At 71.2% G+C, this 18,393-nt stretch carries 16 protein-coding genes; 7 read left to right on the top strand and 9 right to left on the bottom strand.

The annotated features are described in order from the left end of the window. Window positions 1–42: 42 nt before the first annotated feature. From ACFU74_RS15055 to ACFU74_RS15035, 5 genes are all read right to left on the bottom strand, one after another. Complete coding sequence (locus ACFU74_RS15055) at window positions 43–1,110, bottom strand: hypothetical protein (protein WP_380756492.1); 1,068 nt, start codon at window positions 1,108–1,110, stop codon at window positions 43–45. Window positions 1,111–1,146: 36 nt separating this feature from the next. Next, on the bottom strand, window positions 1,147–1,779 hold the full coding sequence (locus ACFU74_RS15050; protein WP_380756490.1) for a hypothetical protein: 633 nt from the start codon (window positions 1,777–1,779) through the stop codon (window positions 1,147–1,149). Between the two features lie 51 nt (window positions 1,780–1,830). Then, window positions 1,831–3,174: an MFS transporter gene (locus tag ACFU74_RS15045; RefSeq protein WP_380756488.1), complete on the bottom strand. Its 1,344-nt coding sequence runs from the start codon at window positions 3,172–3,174 to the stop codon at window positions 1,831–1,833. Between the two features lie 138 nt (window positions 3,175–3,312). Continuing rightward, on the bottom strand, window positions 3,313–4,395 hold the full coding sequence (locus ACFU74_RS15040) for an inositol-3-phosphate synthase (RefSeq protein WP_380756485.1): 1,083 nt from the start codon (window positions 4,393–4,395) through the stop codon (window positions 3,313–3,315). A 127-nt stretch (window positions 4,396–4,522) separates the two neighbouring features. After that, the gene (locus ACFU74_RS15035; RefSeq protein WP_380756483.1) at window positions 4,523–5,221 is read right to left on the bottom strand and encodes a helix-turn-helix transcriptional regulator; all 699 of its coding nucleotides are present in this window, start codon (window positions 5,219–5,221) and stop codon (window positions 4,523–4,525) included. Between the two features lie 353 nt (window positions 5,222–5,574). Here ACFU74_RS15035 and ACFU74_RS15030 point away from each other — a divergent pair, with 353 nt between their 5' ends. Both ACFU74_RS15030 and ACFU74_RS15025 read left to right on the top strand, forming a co-directional pair. Next, window positions 5,575–8,364 carry a transglycosylase domain-containing protein gene (locus ACFU74_RS15030; RefSeq protein ID WP_380756481.1) on the top strand — a complete coding sequence of 930 codons (2,790 nt, stop codon included), beginning with the start codon at window positions 5,575–5,577 and terminating at the stop codon, window positions 8,362–8,364. A gap of 178 nt (window positions 8,365–8,542) precedes the next feature. Then, window positions 8,543–10,096: a glycosyltransferase family 87 protein gene (locus tag ACFU74_RS15025; protein ID WP_380756478.1), complete on the top strand. Its 1,554-nt coding sequence runs from the start codon at window positions 8,543–8,545 to the stop codon at window positions 10,094–10,096. A gap of 10 nt (window positions 10,097–10,106) precedes the next feature. Here ACFU74_RS15025 and ACFU74_RS15020 read toward each other — a convergent pair whose 3' ends face one another. From ACFU74_RS15020 to ACFU74_RS15010, 3 genes are all read right to left on the bottom strand, one after another. Then, a complete protein-coding gene (locus ACFU74_RS15020; RefSeq protein ID WP_380756475.1) occupies window positions 10,107–11,141 on the bottom strand; it encodes an alanine racemase in 1,035 nt (344 codons plus the stop codon). A gap of 57 nt (window positions 11,142–11,198) precedes the next feature. Beyond that, window positions 11,199–12,317, bottom strand: a complete 1,119-nt coding sequence (locus ACFU74_RS15015; RefSeq protein ID WP_350570356.1) for a peptidoglycan bridge formation glycyltransferase FemA/FemB family protein — start codon at window positions 12,315–12,317, stop codon at window positions 11,199–11,201. Window positions 12,318–12,483: 166 nt separating this feature from the next. Further along, window positions 12,484–12,783 (bottom strand): hypothetical protein, encoded by a 300-nt coding sequence (locus tag ACFU74_RS15010; protein ID WP_350543136.1) that lies wholly within the window; start codon window positions 12,781–12,783, stop codon window positions 12,484–12,486. 297 nt (window positions 12,784–13,080) lie between these two features. Here ACFU74_RS15010 and rpsF point away from each other — a divergent pair, with 297 nt between their 5' ends. The 4 genes from rpsF (at window position 13,081) to rplI (ending at window position 14,858) form a co-directional block, all read left to right on the top strand. Beyond that, complete coding sequence (gene rpsF / locus ACFU74_RS15005; protein ID WP_350570360.1) at window positions 13,081–13,371, top strand: 30S ribosomal protein S6; 291 nt, start codon at window positions 13,081–13,083, stop codon at window positions 13,369–13,371. Window positions 13,372–13,467: 96 nt separating this feature from the next. Beyond that, on the top strand, window positions 13,468–14,079 hold the full coding sequence (locus ACFU74_RS15000) for a single-stranded DNA-binding protein (RefSeq protein WP_380756472.1): 612 nt from the start codon (window positions 13,468–13,470) through the stop codon (window positions 14,077–14,079). 78 nt (window positions 14,080–14,157) lie between these two features. Continuing rightward, window positions 14,158–14,394 (top strand): 30S ribosomal protein S18, encoded by a 237-nt coding sequence (gene rpsR, locus ACFU74_RS14995; RefSeq protein WP_030304537.1) that lies wholly within the window; start codon window positions 14,158–14,160, stop codon window positions 14,392–14,394. A gap of 17 nt (window positions 14,395–14,411) precedes the next feature. After that, complete coding sequence (rplI, locus tag ACFU74_RS14990) at window positions 14,412–14,858, top strand: 50S ribosomal protein L9 (RefSeq protein ID WP_380294405.1); 447 nt, start codon at window positions 14,412–14,414, stop codon at window positions 14,856–14,858. Window positions 14,859–14,960: 102 nt separating this feature from the next. On the opposite strand, the gene ACFU74_RS14985 is transcribed toward rplI, so the two are convergent. Continuing rightward, the gene (locus ACFU74_RS14985) at window positions 14,961–16,286 is read right to left on the bottom strand and encodes an MATE family efflux transporter (RefSeq protein ID WP_380756470.1); all 1,326 of its coding nucleotides are present in this window, start codon (window positions 16,284–16,286) and stop codon (window positions 14,961–14,963) included. Between the two features lie 591 nt (window positions 16,287–16,877). Here ACFU74_RS14985 and dnaB point away from each other — a divergent pair. Continuing rightward, window positions 16,878–18,359 (top strand): replicative DNA helicase, encoded by a 1,482-nt coding sequence (dnaB, locus tag ACFU74_RS14980; protein ID WP_380756496.1) that lies wholly within the window; start codon window positions 16,878–16,880, stop codon window positions 18,357–18,359. Window positions 18,360–18,393: the final 34 nt, after the last annotated feature.

Raw genomic sequence — 18,393 nt, 5'->3', positions numbered from 1 at the left:
GTCCCGGGGAGAACCCGGGGCCGCCCCGCCCCGCCTCGGGGCTCAGAGCTTCTTCAGGCAGAGGACGAAGCTCAGCGCCTCGGTGCTGGAGTCGCGGGTGTAGGTGCTCTCGGTGCCGGCGACGTTCTCGCAGGCCTTCTCGTTGTCGCTGGTCGCGTAGACCTTCTTGATCACCTTGTACTGGGCCCGGCTGTCGGTGCACGGCAGCATGGTGATCCGCGGGTTGGCGTCGTGGGTGGCCGCGGTGCCGTTCTCGTTGCGCAGGCAGTCGCCGGCCTTGGCGTAGTCGATGTCGCCGGGCACCTTGGAGCTGGCGGACGGCGTCGGCAGGGTGACCGTCGGGGCCGGGACCGGCGGCACCGAGTAGGTCGGCGAGAAGGTCGGCACGGGGATGGTCACCGTGGTCGGCGTGGGCAGCACCAGCGGCCGGTACGGGTCGTCGGCGTGCCGGGCGCCGAGGAACGCACCGGTCGCGATCAGCACGATCGTCGAGCCGATCCCGAGCACCGGCAGCAGCAGCATGAAGATGTGCGGGCGCTTGGTGAGCGGCACGCCCGGGTCGAGCTGCGGTCCGTGGGTGCCGGGCGCGGGCGGCGGCAGGTCCTTGATCCGGTTGTGGGCGGCGAGGTTCCGCAGCAGGGTGACCACGGTGAAGATGCCGGAGAGGTAGCTCCACCAGCCCTGGACCAGGGTGCGTGCCGACATGTCGCGGACCACCGCGGTGCCGCAGGTGCGGCAGAACGGTCCCGGCTGCTTCAGGAACCGCATGATGATGATGATGCCCTGGTGGCCCCGGACGGTGGTGTCGACGGCCGGGAAGCCGCCGCAGAACCGGCAGACCGGGCCGCCCGGGTGGGCGTAGCCGGCCTGCGCCGGGTAGCCGCCCGCCTGCGGGTAGGCGTAGCCGCCGCCGGGCGGGGCCTGGGCGGGCACGCCGTACCCGGGCGGCGCGGCCGGCGGCGGGGCGGTCGGGTAGCCGTAGCCGGCCGGCGCGGGTGCGGCCGGGGGCTGCGGGGCCGGTGCGCCGTACGGGTTTCCGGTGGCGTACGGGTTGGCGCCGTCGGCGGGCGGCGTCGAGCCGTACGGCATCTGGGGCGGCGGAACGGACAAGGGGATCCCCCGGGAGGAAGGTCGGGTGGCGGGCGGTCAGGACTTCTTGACCGGCGGGACGCCGGCGAGCGGGCCGAGGCAGAGCACGTACCGCTTCTTGTTCCAGCGGCGGCCGCTCTTGCCCGAGACGGTGCTGGTGGTGCCCGCGGTGCCGCGGCACAGGGTGGTGTCGGTGGTGGAGTCGAACTTGGCCAGCACCTTGTGGTTGGCCTTGCCGTCGGTGCACTTGACCACCGAGACGTCGCGCGAGCCGGAGGCCTTGACGCAGTCGCCGGCCTTGGCGCTGCTGACGCTCGGGCCGGAGACGAAGTAGCCGACGACCAGGGCGATCACGCCCAGGACCAGGCCGACGGCCTTCAGCCGGGCCTTGCCGCGGCCCTTCGCGGCCGGTGCGCCGACCGGGAACGGCGCGGCCGGGGGGTAGCCGTGCGGCGAGGGCGGGCCGTAGGGGGCCTGCGGGTGGGCCTGCGGGTACGGCTGCTGCGGATGGGTCTGCTGCGGGTACGGGGGAGCCGGCTGGGGTGCGGCCTGGGCGGCCGGGTAGCCGGGCGGGGGCGGGGGCGGCGGCGGTGGGGCGCCGTATCCGGCGGGCGCCGGCTGGGGTGCTCCGTACGCCTGCGGCGCGCCGTACGGCTGCGGTGGTCCATACGTATTCGGTGGTGTGCTCATCAGATTGTCCCCCGAGACCGACTGCTGTCGCTGCGACAGATCTGACGTACCTTAGCGACTCGCGCCGACGTCCCCCGGGAGCGGGCCGGTCCGGCGTGCGGAGCGCAGGTAGAGCACGGCCGACACCGCGTACACCAGGGCCACGCCCAGGACGACCGGCACCGATCGGCCGGACAGCGGCAGCACCAGCGCGGTCACCAGGGCGGCGGCCACGAAGGCGACGTTGAAGAGCACGTCGTAGATGGCGAAGACCCGGCCGCGGAAGTCGTCCTCGACCGACTCCTGCACCACGGTGTCGGCGCAGATCTTGGTGCCCTGGGTGACGACGCCCAGCAGCAGCGCCGCGATCAGGCAGGGCACCAGGCCGAAGGTGAGGCCGAGCGCGGGCACGAAGACCACCGGAGCGGCCAGGCAGAGCGTCATCCAGCCGGCCAGCCCGAGCCGCCGGCTGCACCAGGGACTGATCACCGCGGCGATGAAGAACCCGGCCGCGGAGAGTCCGACCGCCTGCCCCAGGGTGGCCAGGCCGGCCGCGCTGTCGGCGGGGTCGTTGAAGGTGTACCGGGCGAGCATCACCACGACCACGATCAGCACGCCGTAGCAGAACCTGGCCGCGGTGACGGCGGCCAGCGCGTGGGCCGCCGGACGGCGGTCGTGCACCAGGTGGGTGACGGCGGCGCGCAGCTCTTGGGCCGCCTGGACCAGCGCCCGGCCGAGCGGGGGGCGGCCCGGGTGGTGCCCGGGACCGAGCAGGTCCCGGTCCATCCGCAGCGCGGCCAGCGAGGCGGAGAGGTAGAGGAGGGCGGCGATCGAGACCAGGGCGGCGTCGGCCGCCGGCCCGGGGGGCATCAGCTGGTGCAGCAGGAAGCCCAGCCCGCCGCCGCAGGCGGCCGCGACCGTGCCCAGGGTGGGGGAGAGGGCGTTGGCGGTGACCAGCTGCTCGCCGCGCACCACCCGGGGCAGCGCCGCCGACAGGCCGGCCAGGATGAACCGGTTGAGCGCGGTGACCAGCAGCGCGGAGGCGAAGAAGAGCCAGCTCGGCGCCTGGACCAGGAGGAGGGCGCCGGTGACCAGGCCGAGTCCGAAGCGGGCCAGGTTGCCCAGGTAGAGCACCTGGCGGCGGCGCCAGCGGTCCAGCAGGACGCCGGCGAAGGGGCCGACCACCGAGAACGGCAGCAGCATCACGGCCAGCACCGAGGCGATGTCGGCGGGCGAGGACTGCTTCTCCGGGGAGAACACGACGTAGGCGGCGAGCGAGACCTGGAAGACGCCGTCGGAGAGCTGGGACAGCACCCGGGCGGTCAGCAGCCGGCGGAAGTCGCGGCCGCGGAGCAGGTCGAGGAGCGTGGCGCGGTGCGCGGTCCGGTGGGTACTGCCGTTCTCGGTGATCGCCACGTGCCCAGAGTGCCATGGAACGGGCCGGTGTTTCACGTGAAACATCCACGCGCGGAAGGTGAACGGGCCCACGGTCGTCGACCGTGGGCCCGTCCGGTGCCCGAGCGGACCGGGCTCACTGCCCGGCGGTGCTCAGGTTCAGCGCTCGACCTCGCCGCGGATGAACTTCTCGACGTTCTCGCGGGCCTCGTCGTCGAAGTACTGGACCGGCGGGGACTTCATGAAGTACGAGGAGGCGGAGAGGATCGGGCCGCCGATGCCGCGGTCCTTGGCGATCTTCGCGGCGCGCACGGCGTCGATGATGACACCGGCGGAGTTCGGGGAGTCCCAGACCTCGAGCTTGTACTCCAGGTTCAGCGGGACGTCGCCGAACGCGCGGCCCTCCAGGCGGACGTAGGCCCACTTGCGGTCGTCCAGCCAGGCCACGTAGTCCGACGGGCCGATGTGGACGTTGTTGGAGCCCAGCTCGCGGTCGCGGATCTGCGAGGTGACGGCCTGGGTCTTGGAGATCTTCTTGGACTCCAGGCGCTCGCGCTCGAGCATGTTCTTGAAGTCCATGTTGCCGCCGACGTTCAGCTGCATGGTGCGCTCGAGGATGACACCGCGGTCCTCGAACAGCTTGGCCATCACGCGGTGCGTGATGGTCGCGCCGACCTGGGACTTGATGTCGTCACCGACGATCGGCACGCCGGCCTCGGTGAACTTGTCCGCCCACTCCTTGGTGCCGGCGATGAACACCGGGAGGGCGTTCACGAAGGCGACCTTGGCGTCGATGGCGCACTGGGCGTAGAACTTGGCGGCCTGCTCGGAACCGACCGGCAGGTAGCAGACCAGGACGTCGACCTGGGCGTCCTTCAGGGCCTGGACGATGTCGACCGGGGCCTCGTCCGACTCCTCGATGGTCTCCCGGTAGTACTTGCCCAGGCCGTCGAAGGTGTGGCCGCGCTGGACGGTGACGCCGGTCGGCGGCACGTCGCAGATCTTGATGGTGTTGTTCTCGGACGCCGTGATGGCGTGCGCGAGGTCCTGGCCGACCTTCTTGGCGTCGACGTCGAAGGCGGCGACGAACTCCACGTCACGGACGTGGTAGTCACCGAACTGGACGTGCATCAGCCCGGGGACCTTGCCGGCCGGGTCGGCGTCCTTGTAGTACTCGACACCCTGCACCAGCGACGTGGCGCAGTTGCCCACACCCACGATGGCTACGCGAACCGAACCCATTCCGGTTGCTCCCTGTGATCTCATGAGCGCCGCCGAGGGTCGGCGGGACTCGTCCTGCTTCTTCGATGACTGCTGACGGGCGCGTGACGCGCCCACTCCTGCCGCGCGGCACAGGGCTGACGCGGTGTCAGCGCTCCTGGGAGGAGCGCCCCGGGCGGTCGTGCGGTGGCCCGGGCGGGTCCACGGACCCGTCCTCCTGGCCTCGGCCGTCCGAAGTCTTGGGTGTTGCGGGGCCGGTCGCGTCGGCCGACTGGCCCGGGCGACCGGAGCGGTTGGCCCGTTCGGTCTCGATCAGCTCGTTGAGCCAGCGGACCTCGCGCTCCACCGACTCCAGTCCGTGCCGCTGCAGTTCGACGGTGTAGTCGTCGAACCGCTCGCGGGCACGGGCGAGCGAGTTGCGCATCCGCTCCAGGCGCTCCTCCAGCCGGCTGCGGCGGCCCTCCAGCACGCGCATCCGCACGGCCCGGTCGGTCTGGCCGAAGAAGGCGAAGTGCACGCCGAAGTGCTCGTCCTCCCAGGCGTCCGGGCCGGAGTCGGCGAGCAGCTCCTCGAACCGCTGCTTGCCCTCGGCGGAGAGCCGGTAGACGATCTTGGACCGCTTGCCGTTGAGCGCGGTGGCCGGGACGTACTCGGCCTCCGGGTTGTCCTCGACCAGGAAGCCCTGGGCCACCAGGCTCTTCAGGCAGGGGTAGAGCGTCCCGTAGGAGAACGCGCGGAACGAGCCGAGCAGGACGTTGAGCCGCTTGCGCAGCTCGTACCCGTGCATCGGGGCGTCGTGGAGCAGCCCGAGAACGGCGAACTCCAGCACTCCTGAGCGCCTGCCCATTGCCGTCGTCCTCCCTTCCCCGGCCGGTCCGCGACCCGCCCGGTGTCGGCGGTATGTCGCTCCGATGTATCGGCTCGATATATCGAGAACAGTAAGCCTGGCTCCCCGAACCGGCAAGGGGGACTCGCGTGAATGTGATCACAAGGCGACGCGCGGGTGGGCTTGGCAACGGGCGTGTAATGATCTGCCGCCGTTTTGTGGCTATTGGCGTTTGATGCCCGATTAGTTCGGTTTCCGGGCTGCGTACGCTGTCGCGTGTGCACGAGGACCACCTCCGGGGTTAGGGCGGTTGCGGGCATCGGACGTGGACCCTGCCTTCAGGCTCGACCGGCCTGGCGAGGAGTAGCTGGAACATGAGCGAACGACGACGCAGGTCGCCAGGTGGCGACGGTCGTCCCCCGGGTGGAGACAACGGGCGTCCGGCGGGCGCCGGGCGGGACGAACTCGGCTCGGAGGGCCTCGGCCGGCGCAGACCGCAGGGCGGGCGGGACACCGCGCAGCAGCCCAGGATGACCCGCGCCGAGCTGCGCAAGGCGGCCCAGAAGGGCGGCCGGCGCGGCGGGGAGGCCGGCGCCGTGGCGGCGGCCGGACGGAACGGCGGCCCCGGCAAGAAGCGCTTCATCGACTACCCGCGCTTCGGCAAGCAGGGCGTCCGCCGCTGGCTGCCGTCCTGGCGGCAGTGGCTGAGCGCCGTGCTGCTCTTCGTCGCGGCCTGCGTGGGCGGGATCTTCTTCGTCTACCAGACGACCGAGATCCCCAAGCTCAACGCCCTGGTCGACGACCAGAACAACATCTACTACTGGGCCGACGGCACCGAGATGGTCCGCAAGGGCGAGACCAACCGGCAGATCGTCGAGCTCGCGGACATCTCGCCCAACCTGCAGAACGCGGTCATCGCGGCGGAGAACGCGACCTTCCGCACCGACAGCGGCATCGACCCCAAGGGCATGATGCGCGCGGTCGTCAACATGGCCAAGGGCGGCGAGACCCAGGGCGCCTCGACGATCACCCAGCAGTACGTGAAGAACGCCTACCTGACGCAGGAGCAGACGCTCTCCCGCAAGGTGAAGGAGTTCTTCATCACGCTGAAGGTCAACCAGGAGTTCGAGAAGCCCGAGATCCTCAAGGGCTACCTGAACACCAGCTGGTTCGGCCGCGGTGCGACCGGCGCCCAGGCCGCCGCCCAGGCGTACTACGGCGTCAACGCCAAGGACCTCGACCTGTGCCAGAGCGCCATGCTGGCCGGCCTGCTCAAGGGCGCCTCGTTCTACGACCCGACGATCACGGCCAACCGCGCCCGCGCCGAGGAGCGCTGGACCTGGATCCTCAACCGGATGGTGGAGACCAAGAACACCACGCCCGAGGAGCGGGCGAAGTGCACCGCCTTCCCCGAGCCGATCAAGCCGATCCCGCCGGCCAACATGAACGGCCAGATCAGCTACCTGGTCGAGACCGCCAACAAGTACGTCATGGCCAAGGACCCGACGATCGACCAGCGGGCGATCGACAAGGGCGGCTTCAAGATCTACACGACCTTCCAGAAGGACAAGGTCGACGCCCTGAAGAAGGCCGTGGACGACGTCAAGGCCGAGACGCTCAACCCGCAGAAGCGCCCGGACAACGACAACTTCGTCCAGTTCGGCGCGGCCAGCGTGGTGCCCAACGACGGAGCGATCGTCGCCATCTACGGCGGTGACGGCGTGGAGAACGGCCACCACGACAACAACGCCGACGCCCAGGGCGTCCAGGTCGGCTCGACCTTCAAGCCCTTCGTGCTGGCCGCCGCGATGCAGACCGGCGTGCAGACCGCGACCGACGACAAGGGCAAGCCGAAGCGGATCAACGCCGACAGCCGCTACCTCTCCGACGACATGTCGGAGATCCGCAAGCCGGACGGCTCACTGGTGATGGGCGACGACGGCAAGCCCTACCGCCAGAAGAACGAGGAGAAGGGCAAGCGCGGCTACGTCTCGCTGCGGATGGCCATGCAGTACTCCTACAACGTGCCCTTCGTGCAGCTGAACCAGGACGTCGGCGGCCAGAACGTGATGCAGCTCGCCGAGTCGATGGGCGTGCGCAAGGAGTCCATCGAGAAGGAGGCGCACACCGCCACCTTCCCGCTCGGCGTCTCCACCGTCAGCCCGATCCGGATGGCCGACGCCTACGCGACCTTCGCCGCCAGCGGCAAGCAGGCCGAGCCGTACTCGGTCACCAAGGTCCTGATGGACGGCAAGGAGCGGCCCGGCTTCGGCAAGCACGAGACCAAGCAGGCCCTTGAGCCGGCCGTCGCCGACAACGTCACCGACGTGCTGGTGAACGTGGCGAAGAACGGTACCGGCAAGAAGACCAACACCCTGGGCCGACCGGTGGCCGGCAAGACCGGTACCACCGACGAGAACAAGTCGGCCTGGTGGGTCGGCTACACCCCGCAGCTCTCCACCAGCGTGGCGATGTGGCGCGAGGACTCGGCCCACCCCGGACGGCTCTCGCTGAACGGCACCGGCGGCAAGGACTCGGTGCACGGTGGTGACGTCCCGGCGGACGTCTTCACCCGGTACATGAAGGCCGCGCTGGCCAACGAGAAGAAGATGGACTTCCCGACCCCGCAGCCGGTCGGCTCGCAGGTCGACTCCTCGGGCGCGCCCAGCACGGCGAGCGCCACGCCGACGCCGACCAGCACCGAGACCGCGCCCACCCTCCCGCCGGACCCGAACGCCGGGCAGCCGACCCAGCCGACGGTCCCCGAGCCGGCCTGCGTCCCGGGCGTCGACTGCCCCGGCACCGTGCCCACCCAGCCCGCGCCGACCAAGACCAACCCCAACCCCGGCGGCGGCACCGTCGGTGGGGGCACCGGCGGAGGGACCGGCGGCGGCACCGTCGGTGGCGGCACCGGCGGCGAGACCGGCGGCGGCGGTGGAGCCGGCACCGGCGGCAGCGGCAGCGGCAGCGGCGGCGGCACGGGTGGCACCACCCCCTCGCCGACCTGCCTGATCGGCCCGCTCGGCTGCTCCACACCGACCCAGCCGCCCACCACCGATCCGGGCGGCGGCGCCGGCGGTGCGACCGGCGGTCCGACCACCAAGCCGCCCAAGCCCACGACCTCGCCCTCGGTGCCCCCGGGCGGCGTCGCGGCGGCCCCGTAGGACGGTGATCCGAACGGCGGTGGGAGGCTCTCCGGAGCCTCCCACCGCCGTTTCGCCGCATTCGGAGCGATTCGTGGCGGTACCCCGGTGACCCGCGGAGCGGTGACCGCCGTCCGGTCGGGGAAAAGGGGCAGGGGCCTCCTCGTACGGGCGGCCGGGGTGCGGCAGGATGTCCGCCATGACGTCCAGCGTTCGTGACGAAGAGGCCCCGGCCGCACCGGCGGCGGGTCCGCAGGCCAACACCGTGGTGGTGCCGGCGGACGAGGATCCGGTCGCGGCGGCCGGCAGCGAGGTCATCGGCGGCCCGCCCGGACGGCGAGCACTGCTCGGCGTCTCCTGGTGGATCCCGGCGCGCTTCCTGGCGCTGGTGGTGATCGTGGTCTCGGTGCTGGGCATGGCGCAGAAGCTGCCCTGCTACGACGCCGCCTGGTTCCAGCCCGGTTCGCCGCAGTACGTGCACGCCTGCTACAGCGACATCCCGCACCTGTTCTCCGGGCGCGGCTTCGCGGCCGGCCTGCACCCGTACGTGGACCGGATCCCGGGGACCACCGGGGACCTCCAGTTCCTCGAGTACCCGGTGCTGACCGGCCTGTTCATGCAGATCGCGGCCTGGCTGACGCCCGGCGGCGGCTCCTTGCAGGACCAGGAGCGGTGGTTCTGGACCATCAACGCCGGCCTGCTGATGGCCTGCGCGGTGGTCGCCGTGGTCGCGCTCTCCCGCACCCACCGGCGCCGCCCCTGGGACGCGCTGATGTTCGCCCTGGCGCCGGTCCTGCTGCTGAACGCCACCGTCAACTGGGACCTGCTGGCCGTCGCGCTGGCGGCCGTCGCGCTGGCCTGGTGGTCCGGCTCGCGGCCGGTCTGGGCCGGGGTGTTCATCGGCCTGGCCACCGCGGCCAAGCTCTATCCGCTGCTGCTGCTCGGCCCGCTGCTGGTGCTCTGCTGGCGGGCCGGCCGCTGGCGCGACCTGCGGTCGGTGATCGGCGGCGCGGTCGGCGCCTGGCTGCTGGTCAACCTGCCGATCATGGTCGCCAACTGGCAGGGCTGGTCGACCTTCTACGTCTTCAGCAAGCACCGCACCGAGGACTACGGCTCGCTGTGGCTGGTCCTCATGCAGAACCGGGGCGTGGGGCTGGCGAACCTCGACACCTTCATCGCCGTCCTGATGGTGCTGAGCTGCGCGGGGATAGCGTGGCTCGGCCTCTCGGCGCCCCGCCGGCCGCGGGTGGTCCAGCTGGCCTTCCTGGTGGTGGCCGCGTTCGTGGTGTTCAACAAGGTGTACTCGCCGCAGTACGTGCTCTGGCTGCTGCCGCTCGCGGTGCTGGCCCGGCCGCGCTGGCGGGACTTCCTGATCTGGCAGGCCTGCGAGGTGCTCTACACCCTGGGCATCTGGTCCCACCTGGGCTTCGTCACCGGGCCCAAGCAGCACGGCATCGGCGAGTCCTGGTACCACTTCGCGATCGTGCTGCACCTGCTCGGCACGCTCTACCTGGTCGTCATGGTGATCCGGGACATCCTGCTGCCGGACCGCGACCCGGTGCGCTGGGACGGCAGCGACGACCCGTCCGGCGGGGTGCTCGACGGCGCCCCGGACGTCTTCGTGCTCGGCACCGCCCGCCGGCTGCGCGAGGAGGAGAGCTACGCCGGATACGCGCCGGCCGGCCCCGAGGGGTGGCTGGAGGAGCCGCCCGCCGCGGAGCCGCCCGCCACGGAGCCGGCCGGGAAGGACTGACCGGCAGGACTCAGCGGTCCACCACGCGGTCGAAGTGCGTGGTGGTGTGCCGCACCTGGAGGCCGAGCTCGTCGCCGACCGCCGGCGGCTCGGCCTCGCCGTCCAGGAGGAGCAGCGAGACCTGCATGTGCGGCGGCTCGGCGAACCAGAGCTGCTTGCCGGCCCAGTGGTACGGCGACTTCGTCTTGTTGACGGTCGCCAGACCGGCCCGCGCGATGCCCTTGGCGCGCGAGGACATGCCCTGCACGTACTTGGGCGCCTCCAGGCCGATGCCGTGCGCGGTGCCGCCGGCGACCACCAGCAGGTGGCCGTCGGAGGGCGCCGGGTGCTGGCGGTAGCCGTAGCGGTCGCCCTTGCGCACCGGGGTGACGTCCAGCACCGTCGCCCGGACCTCCAGCGCACCGTGGTCGCCCAGCCAGAGCCGGGTGCCGATCCGGGCCCGGAAGACGGTGTCCGGGAAGCGCTGGGCCAGCTGCTCCATGCCCGCGGCGCCGAGGTGGCTGACGAACACGGTGTGCACCGGGACGCCGGCGGCCCGGGCGGTCTCCACCCAGTACGCGACCTCCTCGACCGGGCTGGAGCCGTCCGGCCGGTCCATCGGCAGGTGCAGCGCGAGGCCCTCGAAGGCGACGCCGTCCAGTTCGGCGGCGACGGTCGTGAGGTCGGCCGCCGAGACGCCGTGCCGGCGCATGGTGGTCATGCACTCCAGCACCACCCGGGCGCCGTGCAGCGCCCGCAGGGCGTCCACGCTCGCCACCGTCCGGATCACCCGGGCGTGCGGCAGCGGCAGCGCCTCCTCGCCCAGCCGGTAGGGGGTGAGGACCAGCAGCTCGCCGCCGTACCACTCGGCCGCGTCGGCGGCCTCGTAGGCGGTGCCGACCGCCAGCACCCCGGTGCCGAGGAGGGTCGCCTCCTCGGCCAGGCGGTGGTTGCCCAAGCCGTAGCCGTTGCCCTTCGCCACCGGCACCAGGCCGGGGAACTCGGCCAGGACGGAGCGCTGGTGGGTGCGCCAGCGTTCGGTGTCGAGGTAGAGCGACAGCGTCATCGGGTCATCTCCCAGGGGGTGTTGGGCACGGCTGCTCGGTGGCTCGGAGCGGGCTGCTCAGCGGCGCGACATGTAGAGGTCGAGGGCCTTGTGCAGCAGCTTGTTGAGCGGGAAGTCCCACTCGCCGAGGTACTCGGCGGCCTGGCCGCCGGTGCCGACCTTGAACTGGATCAGGCCGAACAGGTGGTCGTTCTCGTCCAGCGTGTCGGAGATGCCGCGCAGGTCGTACACCCCGCCGCCCAGGGCGTAGGAGTCGCGCATCATCCGCCACTGGATGGCGTTCGACGGCTTCACCTCGCGCTTGTGGTTGGCCGAGGCGCCGTAGGAGTACCAGACGTGCTCGCCGACGACCAGCATCGTGGTCGCGGCCAGCGGCTCGCCCTCGTGGTAGGCGATGTACAGCCGCATCCGGTTGGGGTCCTCGGCGGTGAGGGCCTTCCACATCCGCTGGAAGTAGGCCAGCGGGCGCGGGGTGAACTTGTCGCGCTCGGCGGTCACCAGGTAGAGCTGGTGGAAGACCGGCAGCTCGTCGTAGCCGCCCTGGACCACCTCGACGCCGCTCTTCTCGGCCTTCTTGATGTTGCGGCGCCAGAGCTGGTTGAAGCCCTTCTGGATGTCGTCCAGCGAGCGGTTGGCCAGCGGCACCTGGAAGACGTAGCGCGGCTGGACGTCGCCGAACCCGGCGCCGCCGTCCTCGCCCTGGAGCCAGCCGGCCTTGCGCAGCCGGTCGGCGACCTCGAAGGCGCGCGGCTCGTACCAGTCGGCCTCGACGTCGCGCAGCCGCTTGGCCTGCTTGGCGGCGATGGCCTCCTTGATGGTCGGGGCGTTCCAGCGGCGGATGACCACCGGCGGGCCCATCTTCACCGAGAACGCGCCCTGGGACTTCAGGTGCGACAGCATCGGCTGGAGCCAGCGGTCGAGGTCGCGGTCGAACCAGTCGATCACCGGGCCCTCGGGCAGGTAGGCCAGGTAGCGCTTGAGCTTGGGCAGCTGCCGGTAGAGCACCAGGCCGGCGCCGACGAGCTGGTTGGCCTCGTCGAACCAGCCGATCGACTCGGAACGCCACTCGGCCTTCACGTCGCCCCAGGACGGCACCTGCATGTGGCTCGCCGAGGCGCGGCTCCTGATGAAGGCGAGGTGCTCCTCGCGGGTGATCGTCCTCAGGCGCAGGCTCATGCTCGGTGCTCCTCGTCGGTCGGGCTGCGGTGGGCCCCGTCTTCTCGGGGTGACCCTATCGTCCGGGTTCCCGGCGGCGGCGGGCACGGCGGCGCCCCCGCCGCGTACCCGTCACCTGAAGACAAGTACGCCACGGGGGCGCCCGGGGTTCCTCGCGGAGGCGGGGCTAACCCCACAGACCGCCGCGTGCGATGCCGAGGTAGAAGCCGATCGCCGAGGCGCCGAGCGTGATCATCAGCACGAAGCGCTCGGCCGTGGTGACGGAGACGTACATCCCCAGCAGACCGGTGACGATCCCGAAGAGGCCGGTCCACGAGGTCAGCAGGTGCAGGTTGTGGAAGAACGACGTGATGAAGGAGATCGCGCCGAGGACGGCGGTGAGGCCGACCAGGGTGTTCTCCCGCGGGTGCGGGTGTCCGTCGGTGTTCAGGGTGAGGGCGGGCATGCGGTGGACGGTCTGGGCCATGAGTCCCACCTCCGGCGTGGAGACGAACGGGCGGGAAACCCGTTCCGTCCAGATTGCGGCGGTTGGGCGGGTCTCACAACCCCTATGCGTTTTGTTCGTCCGTCCGGGTGCGGGTAGGGTGTGTCGTCTGCACTGGTGTAGTTGTGCCCTCCTCTGCCCTCTTCCGGGTGAACGTGGACGGGCTGTCGTACCCGGCCGCTACGGTGGCCGTGTCGTCACTGCTCCGGTGCCGACGCTGCACAACCCTCCTGCCACGGAGAGACCGTGGCCGCTGAGTCCAAAGGAGGTGGGTTACTCATGCGTCACTACGAGGTGATGGTGATCCTCGACCCCTCGGTCGAGGAGCGCGCCGTTTCCCCCCTGATCGAGAGCTTCATGGCTGTCGTCCGCAACGCGGGTGGCAAGGTCGAGAAGATCGACACCTGGGGTCGCCGCCGTCTGGCCTACGAGATCAACAAGCAGTCCGAGGGCATCTACTCGGTCATCGACCTTCAGGCCACCCCTGAGGTCGTCAAGGAGCTCGACCGCCAGCTGGGCCTGAGCGAGTCGGTTCTGCGGACCAAGGTCCTGCGCCCGGACACCCACTGAGCCACCTCTGAGGCCTTCGGGTCTCGGGTAGCTCGCGACCGCTGTTTCACGTGAAACAGCGGTGAACGGACATCTTCCCGAGAGGTCATCACCACCATGGCAGGCGAGACCGTCATCACCCTCGTCGGCAATCTCGTCGACGACCCCGAGCTGCGCTTCACCCCGTCGGGTGCGGCGGTCGCGAAGTTCCGCATCGCGTCCACTCCCCGCACCTTCGACCGCCAGACCAACGAGTGGAAGGACGGCGAGAGCCTCTTCCTCACGTGCAACGTCTGGCGGCAGCCGGCGGAGAACGTCGCCGAGTCGCTCCAGCGCGGCATGCGCGTCATCGTGCAGGGCCGCCTGCGCCAGCGGTCTTACGAGACCAAGGAAGGCGAGAAGCGGACGGTCTTCGAGGTCGAGGTCGACGAGGTCGGTCCGAGCCTGCGCTCGGCGACCGCGAAGGTCACCCGTGCCAACCGGTCCGGCGGTCCCCAGGGCGGCGGCTTCGGCGGCGGCCCGCAGGGCGGCGGCCAGGGCGGCGGCTGGGGCGGCCAGGGCGGTGGCGGCGGCCAGCAGGGCGGCGGCTGGGGTGGAAACTCCGGCGGCCAGTCCGGCCCCTCCGACGACCCCTGGGCGTCCAGCGCTCCCTCTGGTGGCAACCAGGGTGGCGGCGGCTGGGGTGCCCCGTCGTCCGGTGGCGGCTTCTCGGAAGAGCCCCCGTTCTAAGAGCTGACAGATTTCGTGCGGCCTGGCCGCGGGCGTCGCGAGACGCCCGCCCGGCCGTGAACCCCAATGGAGCACACAATGGCGAAGCCGCCTGCTCGCAAGCCGAAGAAGAAGGTTTGCGTCTTCTGCAAGGACAAGGTCAACTACGTTGACTACAAGGACACGAACCTGCTGCGGAAGTTCATCTCCGACCGCGGCAAGATCCGTGCCCGCCGGGTCACCGGCAACTGCACCCAGCACCAGCGTGACGTCGCCACGGCCGTGAAGAACAGCCGTGAGATGGCGCTGCTGCCCTACACCAGCACCGCGCGCTAAGAGAGGGTGACCGAACAATGAAGATCATCCTCACCCACGAGGTGCCGGGCCTGGGCTCGGCCGGCGAGGTCGTCGAGGTCAAGGACGGCTACGCCCGCAACTACCTGGTCCCGCGTGGCTACGCCATCCGCTGGACCAAGGGCGGTCAGAAGGACGTCGACGCCATCCGTCGCGCCCGCAAGATCCACGAGATCCAGACCCTTGAGGCCGCCAACGAGGTCAAGGGCAAGCTGGAGGGCGTCCAGGTCAAGCTGGCCGTTCGTTCCGGCGAGGCCGGCCGTCTGTTCGGCTCGGTGACCCAGGCCGACGTCGTCGAGGCCATCAAGGCCGCCGGCGGCCCGGCGGTCGACAAGCGCGCCGTCGCGATCGCTTCGCCGATCAAGACCGTGGGCACCCACAAGGTCTCGGTCAAGCTGCACTCGGACGTCCAGGCCAACCTGGACGTCGCCGTCGTCGCCGCCTGAGCCACGACCACGCCTCGGTAGCGTCAGCTCCGTAGCAGTGGCCCGAGGGCCGGCCCCCTTCCCGGGGGGCCGGCCCTCGGTCGTTCCCGGGCCCGGGGCGGTTCAGCTCCGCACGGCGCCGGTGACCAGCCACCTGCCGCCGCGGGCCCGCCAGGCCAGGAAGCCGCCGCGGACCAGCATGAAGAGGTTCATCGCCCACCAGAGCCCGGCGAGTCCGGTGCCGCTGGCCGGCACGGCCAGCGCGGCGGGCGCGAAGACCGCCAGCGTGGCGAGCATCGCCCAGGCCAGGAACGGGCCGTCCCCGGCGCCCATCAGCACCCCGTCCAGGACGTAGACCAGGCCGGAGACCGGCTGGCAGAGCGCGAGCAGCAGCAGGACGGTGTTGAGCTGGTGCTGCACGGCCGGGTCCGGGGTGAACAGCGGGACGTACAGCGGCCGGGCGAGCACCACCAGCAGGCCGAGCAGCACGCCGGAGCCGATGCCCCACTCGATCATCCGCCGGGTGGCGGCCCTGGTGCCCGGGACGTCCCCGGCGCCCAGGTAGCGGCCGATGATGGCCTGGCCGGCGATCGCGATGGCGTCCAGGGCGAAGGCGATGAACAGGAAGACCGTCATGGCGATCTGGTGCGCGGCGATCTCGTCGTCGCCGAGCCCGGCGGCCACCGCGGTGGCGATCATCAGGATGGCGCGCAGGCTCAGGGTGCGGATCATCAGCGGTCCGCCGGCCCGGGCACTGGCCCGTATCCCGGCCGGGTCCGGCCGCAGCGAGGCCCGCTCCCGGCGGGCGCCGCGGACCACCACGACCACGTAGACGGCGGCCATGCCGGTCTGGGCGATGACCGTGCCCCAGGCGGAGCCGGCCACCCCGAGCCCGGCGCCGTAGACCAGACCGACGTTCAGCCCGAGGTTGGCGGCGAACCCGGCGACGGCCACGTACAGCGGCGTCCGGGTGTCCTGGAGGCCGCGCAGCACGCCGGTGGCGGCCATCACCATGAGGATCGCCGGGATGCCGAGCGCACTGATCCGCAGGTACGTCACGGCGTACGGGGCGGCCGTCGGCGAGGCGCCGAGCAGGTCGGCCACCTGCGGGGCGAGCAGCAGGGTCAGCGCGACCACCGCGGCGGAGAGCGCCAGCGCCAGCCAGATGCCGTCGATGCCCTGCTGGATCGCGGCCCGGCGGTCCCCGGCACCGATCCGGCGGGCGACCGCGGCGGTGGTGGCGTAGGCGAGGAAGACGAAGACCCCGGTGGCGGTGGTGAGCGCGGCCGAGGCGACGCCGACGCCGGCCAGCTGGGCGGTGCCGAGGTGGCCGACGATCGCCGAGTCGGCCATCAGGAAGAGCGGCTCGGCGACCAGGGCGCCGAAGGCGGGGACGGCGAGGGCGAGGATCTCCCGGTCGTGCCGGCGGCGGTCGGTGGTGAGGGTCATGGGAACCAGGCTACTCATCCACAGGTAAGAGACACCATGGCATTGGACCACTTACTCGTACGGGCGAACGACTGGGCCGTCCGTGTGTGTGTCCACCGCCACCCGGCTGTGTGTGAAGAATTTCTCATGCACAGGCCCGGGACGGGGGAAGCGCAGGTCAGCGCGTTGACGGTGGATCGATGGTCTGGTTATCCACAGGGCTTTCCACAGGGGCGTCCACAGGTTTGCGGCACTTCTCCACAGTCAGGGGCCACTCGTCCACACCCCCTGTGGATAACCGCCTTGGCTGAAGGCCGTCCGGCGCCTTAGCGTGGGCCCTCCGTCCGACACTCCCATCCGCCCCGGCGTCCGATTTGTCGGTGCGGTGGCGTAGAAAATGCGGTGGCGCGGAGTCGGGTTCCGCACCGTCCCAGCCACCGGCAAGGCCCGCTCCAACTCGCACCACTCGCTGATCGGGGAACACGCGTGACCGGCCCCCAGTACGACGACCACGACGCCCCGCCGCCGGAGGACGACTGGCAGGGCGCCGACGACCCCTTCCCGGTCGGCGCCTTCGCCGACGCCCCGTTCCCGGACGGCCCCGGCGACCGGCTGCCGGTCTCCCGAGGCCGCGGCAACGGCCAGGGCCAGGGCGGCGGCTTCCAGAAGGGCGGCAAGGGCGGCCCCGGCGGTTCCGGCGGCTTCAAGCGGGACGGCGGCAAGCGCCGCCAGGACGGCGAGGACGAGCGCTCCGAGGGCGGCCTGGAGGGCTTCGAGCGCGTCCCCCCGCAGGACCTCGCGGCCGAGCAGTCCGTCCTCGGCGGCATGCTGCTCTCCAAGGACGCCATCGCCGACGTGGTCGAGGTGCTCAAGCCGGCCGACTACTACCGGCCCGCGCACGAGCTGATCCACGGCGCGATCCTCGACCTGTACGCGCGCGGCGAGCCGGCCGACCCGATCACCGTGGCCGGCGAGCTGACCAAGCGCGGCGAGCTCCAGCGCGTCGGCGGCCCCGGCTACCTGCACACCTTGGTCAACTCCGTCCCGACCGCGGCCAACGCCGAGTACTACGCGCAGATCGTGCACGAGCGCGCGGTGCTGCGCCGGCTGGTCGAGGCCGGCACCCGGATCGCCGGCATGGGCTACGCCGCCGAGGGCGACGTGGACGAGATCGTCAACGCGGCCCAGGCTGAGATCTACGCCGTCACCGAGCAGCGCACCAACGAGGACTACGCGCCGCTCGCCGACATCATGGAGGGCGCCCTCGACGAGATCGAGTCGATCGGCTCCCGCAACGGCCAGATGTCCGGTGTCCCGACCGGCTTCGCCGACTTCGACGCGCTGACCAACGGGCTCCACCCCGGCCAGATGATCGTCATCGCGGCCCGTCCCGCGATGGGCAAGTCCACCCTGGCGCTGGACTTCGCCCGGGCCTGCTCGATCCACAACAAGCTGCCGAGCGTGATCTTCTCGCTCGAAATGGGCCGCAACGAGATCGCCATGCGTCTGCTCTCCGCCGAGGCCCGGGTGGCGCTGCACCACATGCGCTCCGGCTCCATGACGGACGACGACTGGACCAGGGTGGCCCGCCGGATGCCCGACGTCAGCGAGGCGCCGCTGTTCATCGACGACTCGCCGAACCTGTCGATGATGGAGATCCGCGCCAAGTGCCGCCGGCTCAAGCAGCGCAACGACATCAAGCTGGTCGTCATCGACTACCTCCAGCTGATGCAGTCCGGCGGCTCCCGCCGGGCCGAGAACCGCCAGCAGGAGGTCTCCGACATGTCGCGAAACCTGAAGCTGCTGGCCAAGGAGCTGGAGGTGCCGGTGATCGCGCTCTCCCAGCTGAACCGAGGTCCCGAGCAGCGCACCGACAAGCGCCCGATGGTCTCCGACCTGCGAGAGTCCGGCTCGATCGAGCAGGACGCCGACATGGTCATCCTGCTGCACCGCGAGGACGCCTACGAGAAGGAGTCCCCGCGCGCGGGCGAGGCCGACCTCATCGTCGCCAAGCACCGCAACGGTCCGACCGCGACCATCACCGTGGCCTTCCAGGGCCACTACTCCCGCTTCGTCGACATGACCCGGGACTGACGGCCGGTCACCCGGTCCGCCGCCGGGGGGGCCG

Source organism: Kitasatospora sp. NPDC057500 (genome assembly GCF_042802195.1).
Classification (GTDB): Bacteria; Actinomycetota; Actinomycetes; order Streptomycetales; family Streptomycetaceae; genus Kitasatospora.
Note: the sequence above shows the minus strand (reverse complement) of the source record. Positions and strands in the feature narration are given on the sequence as shown.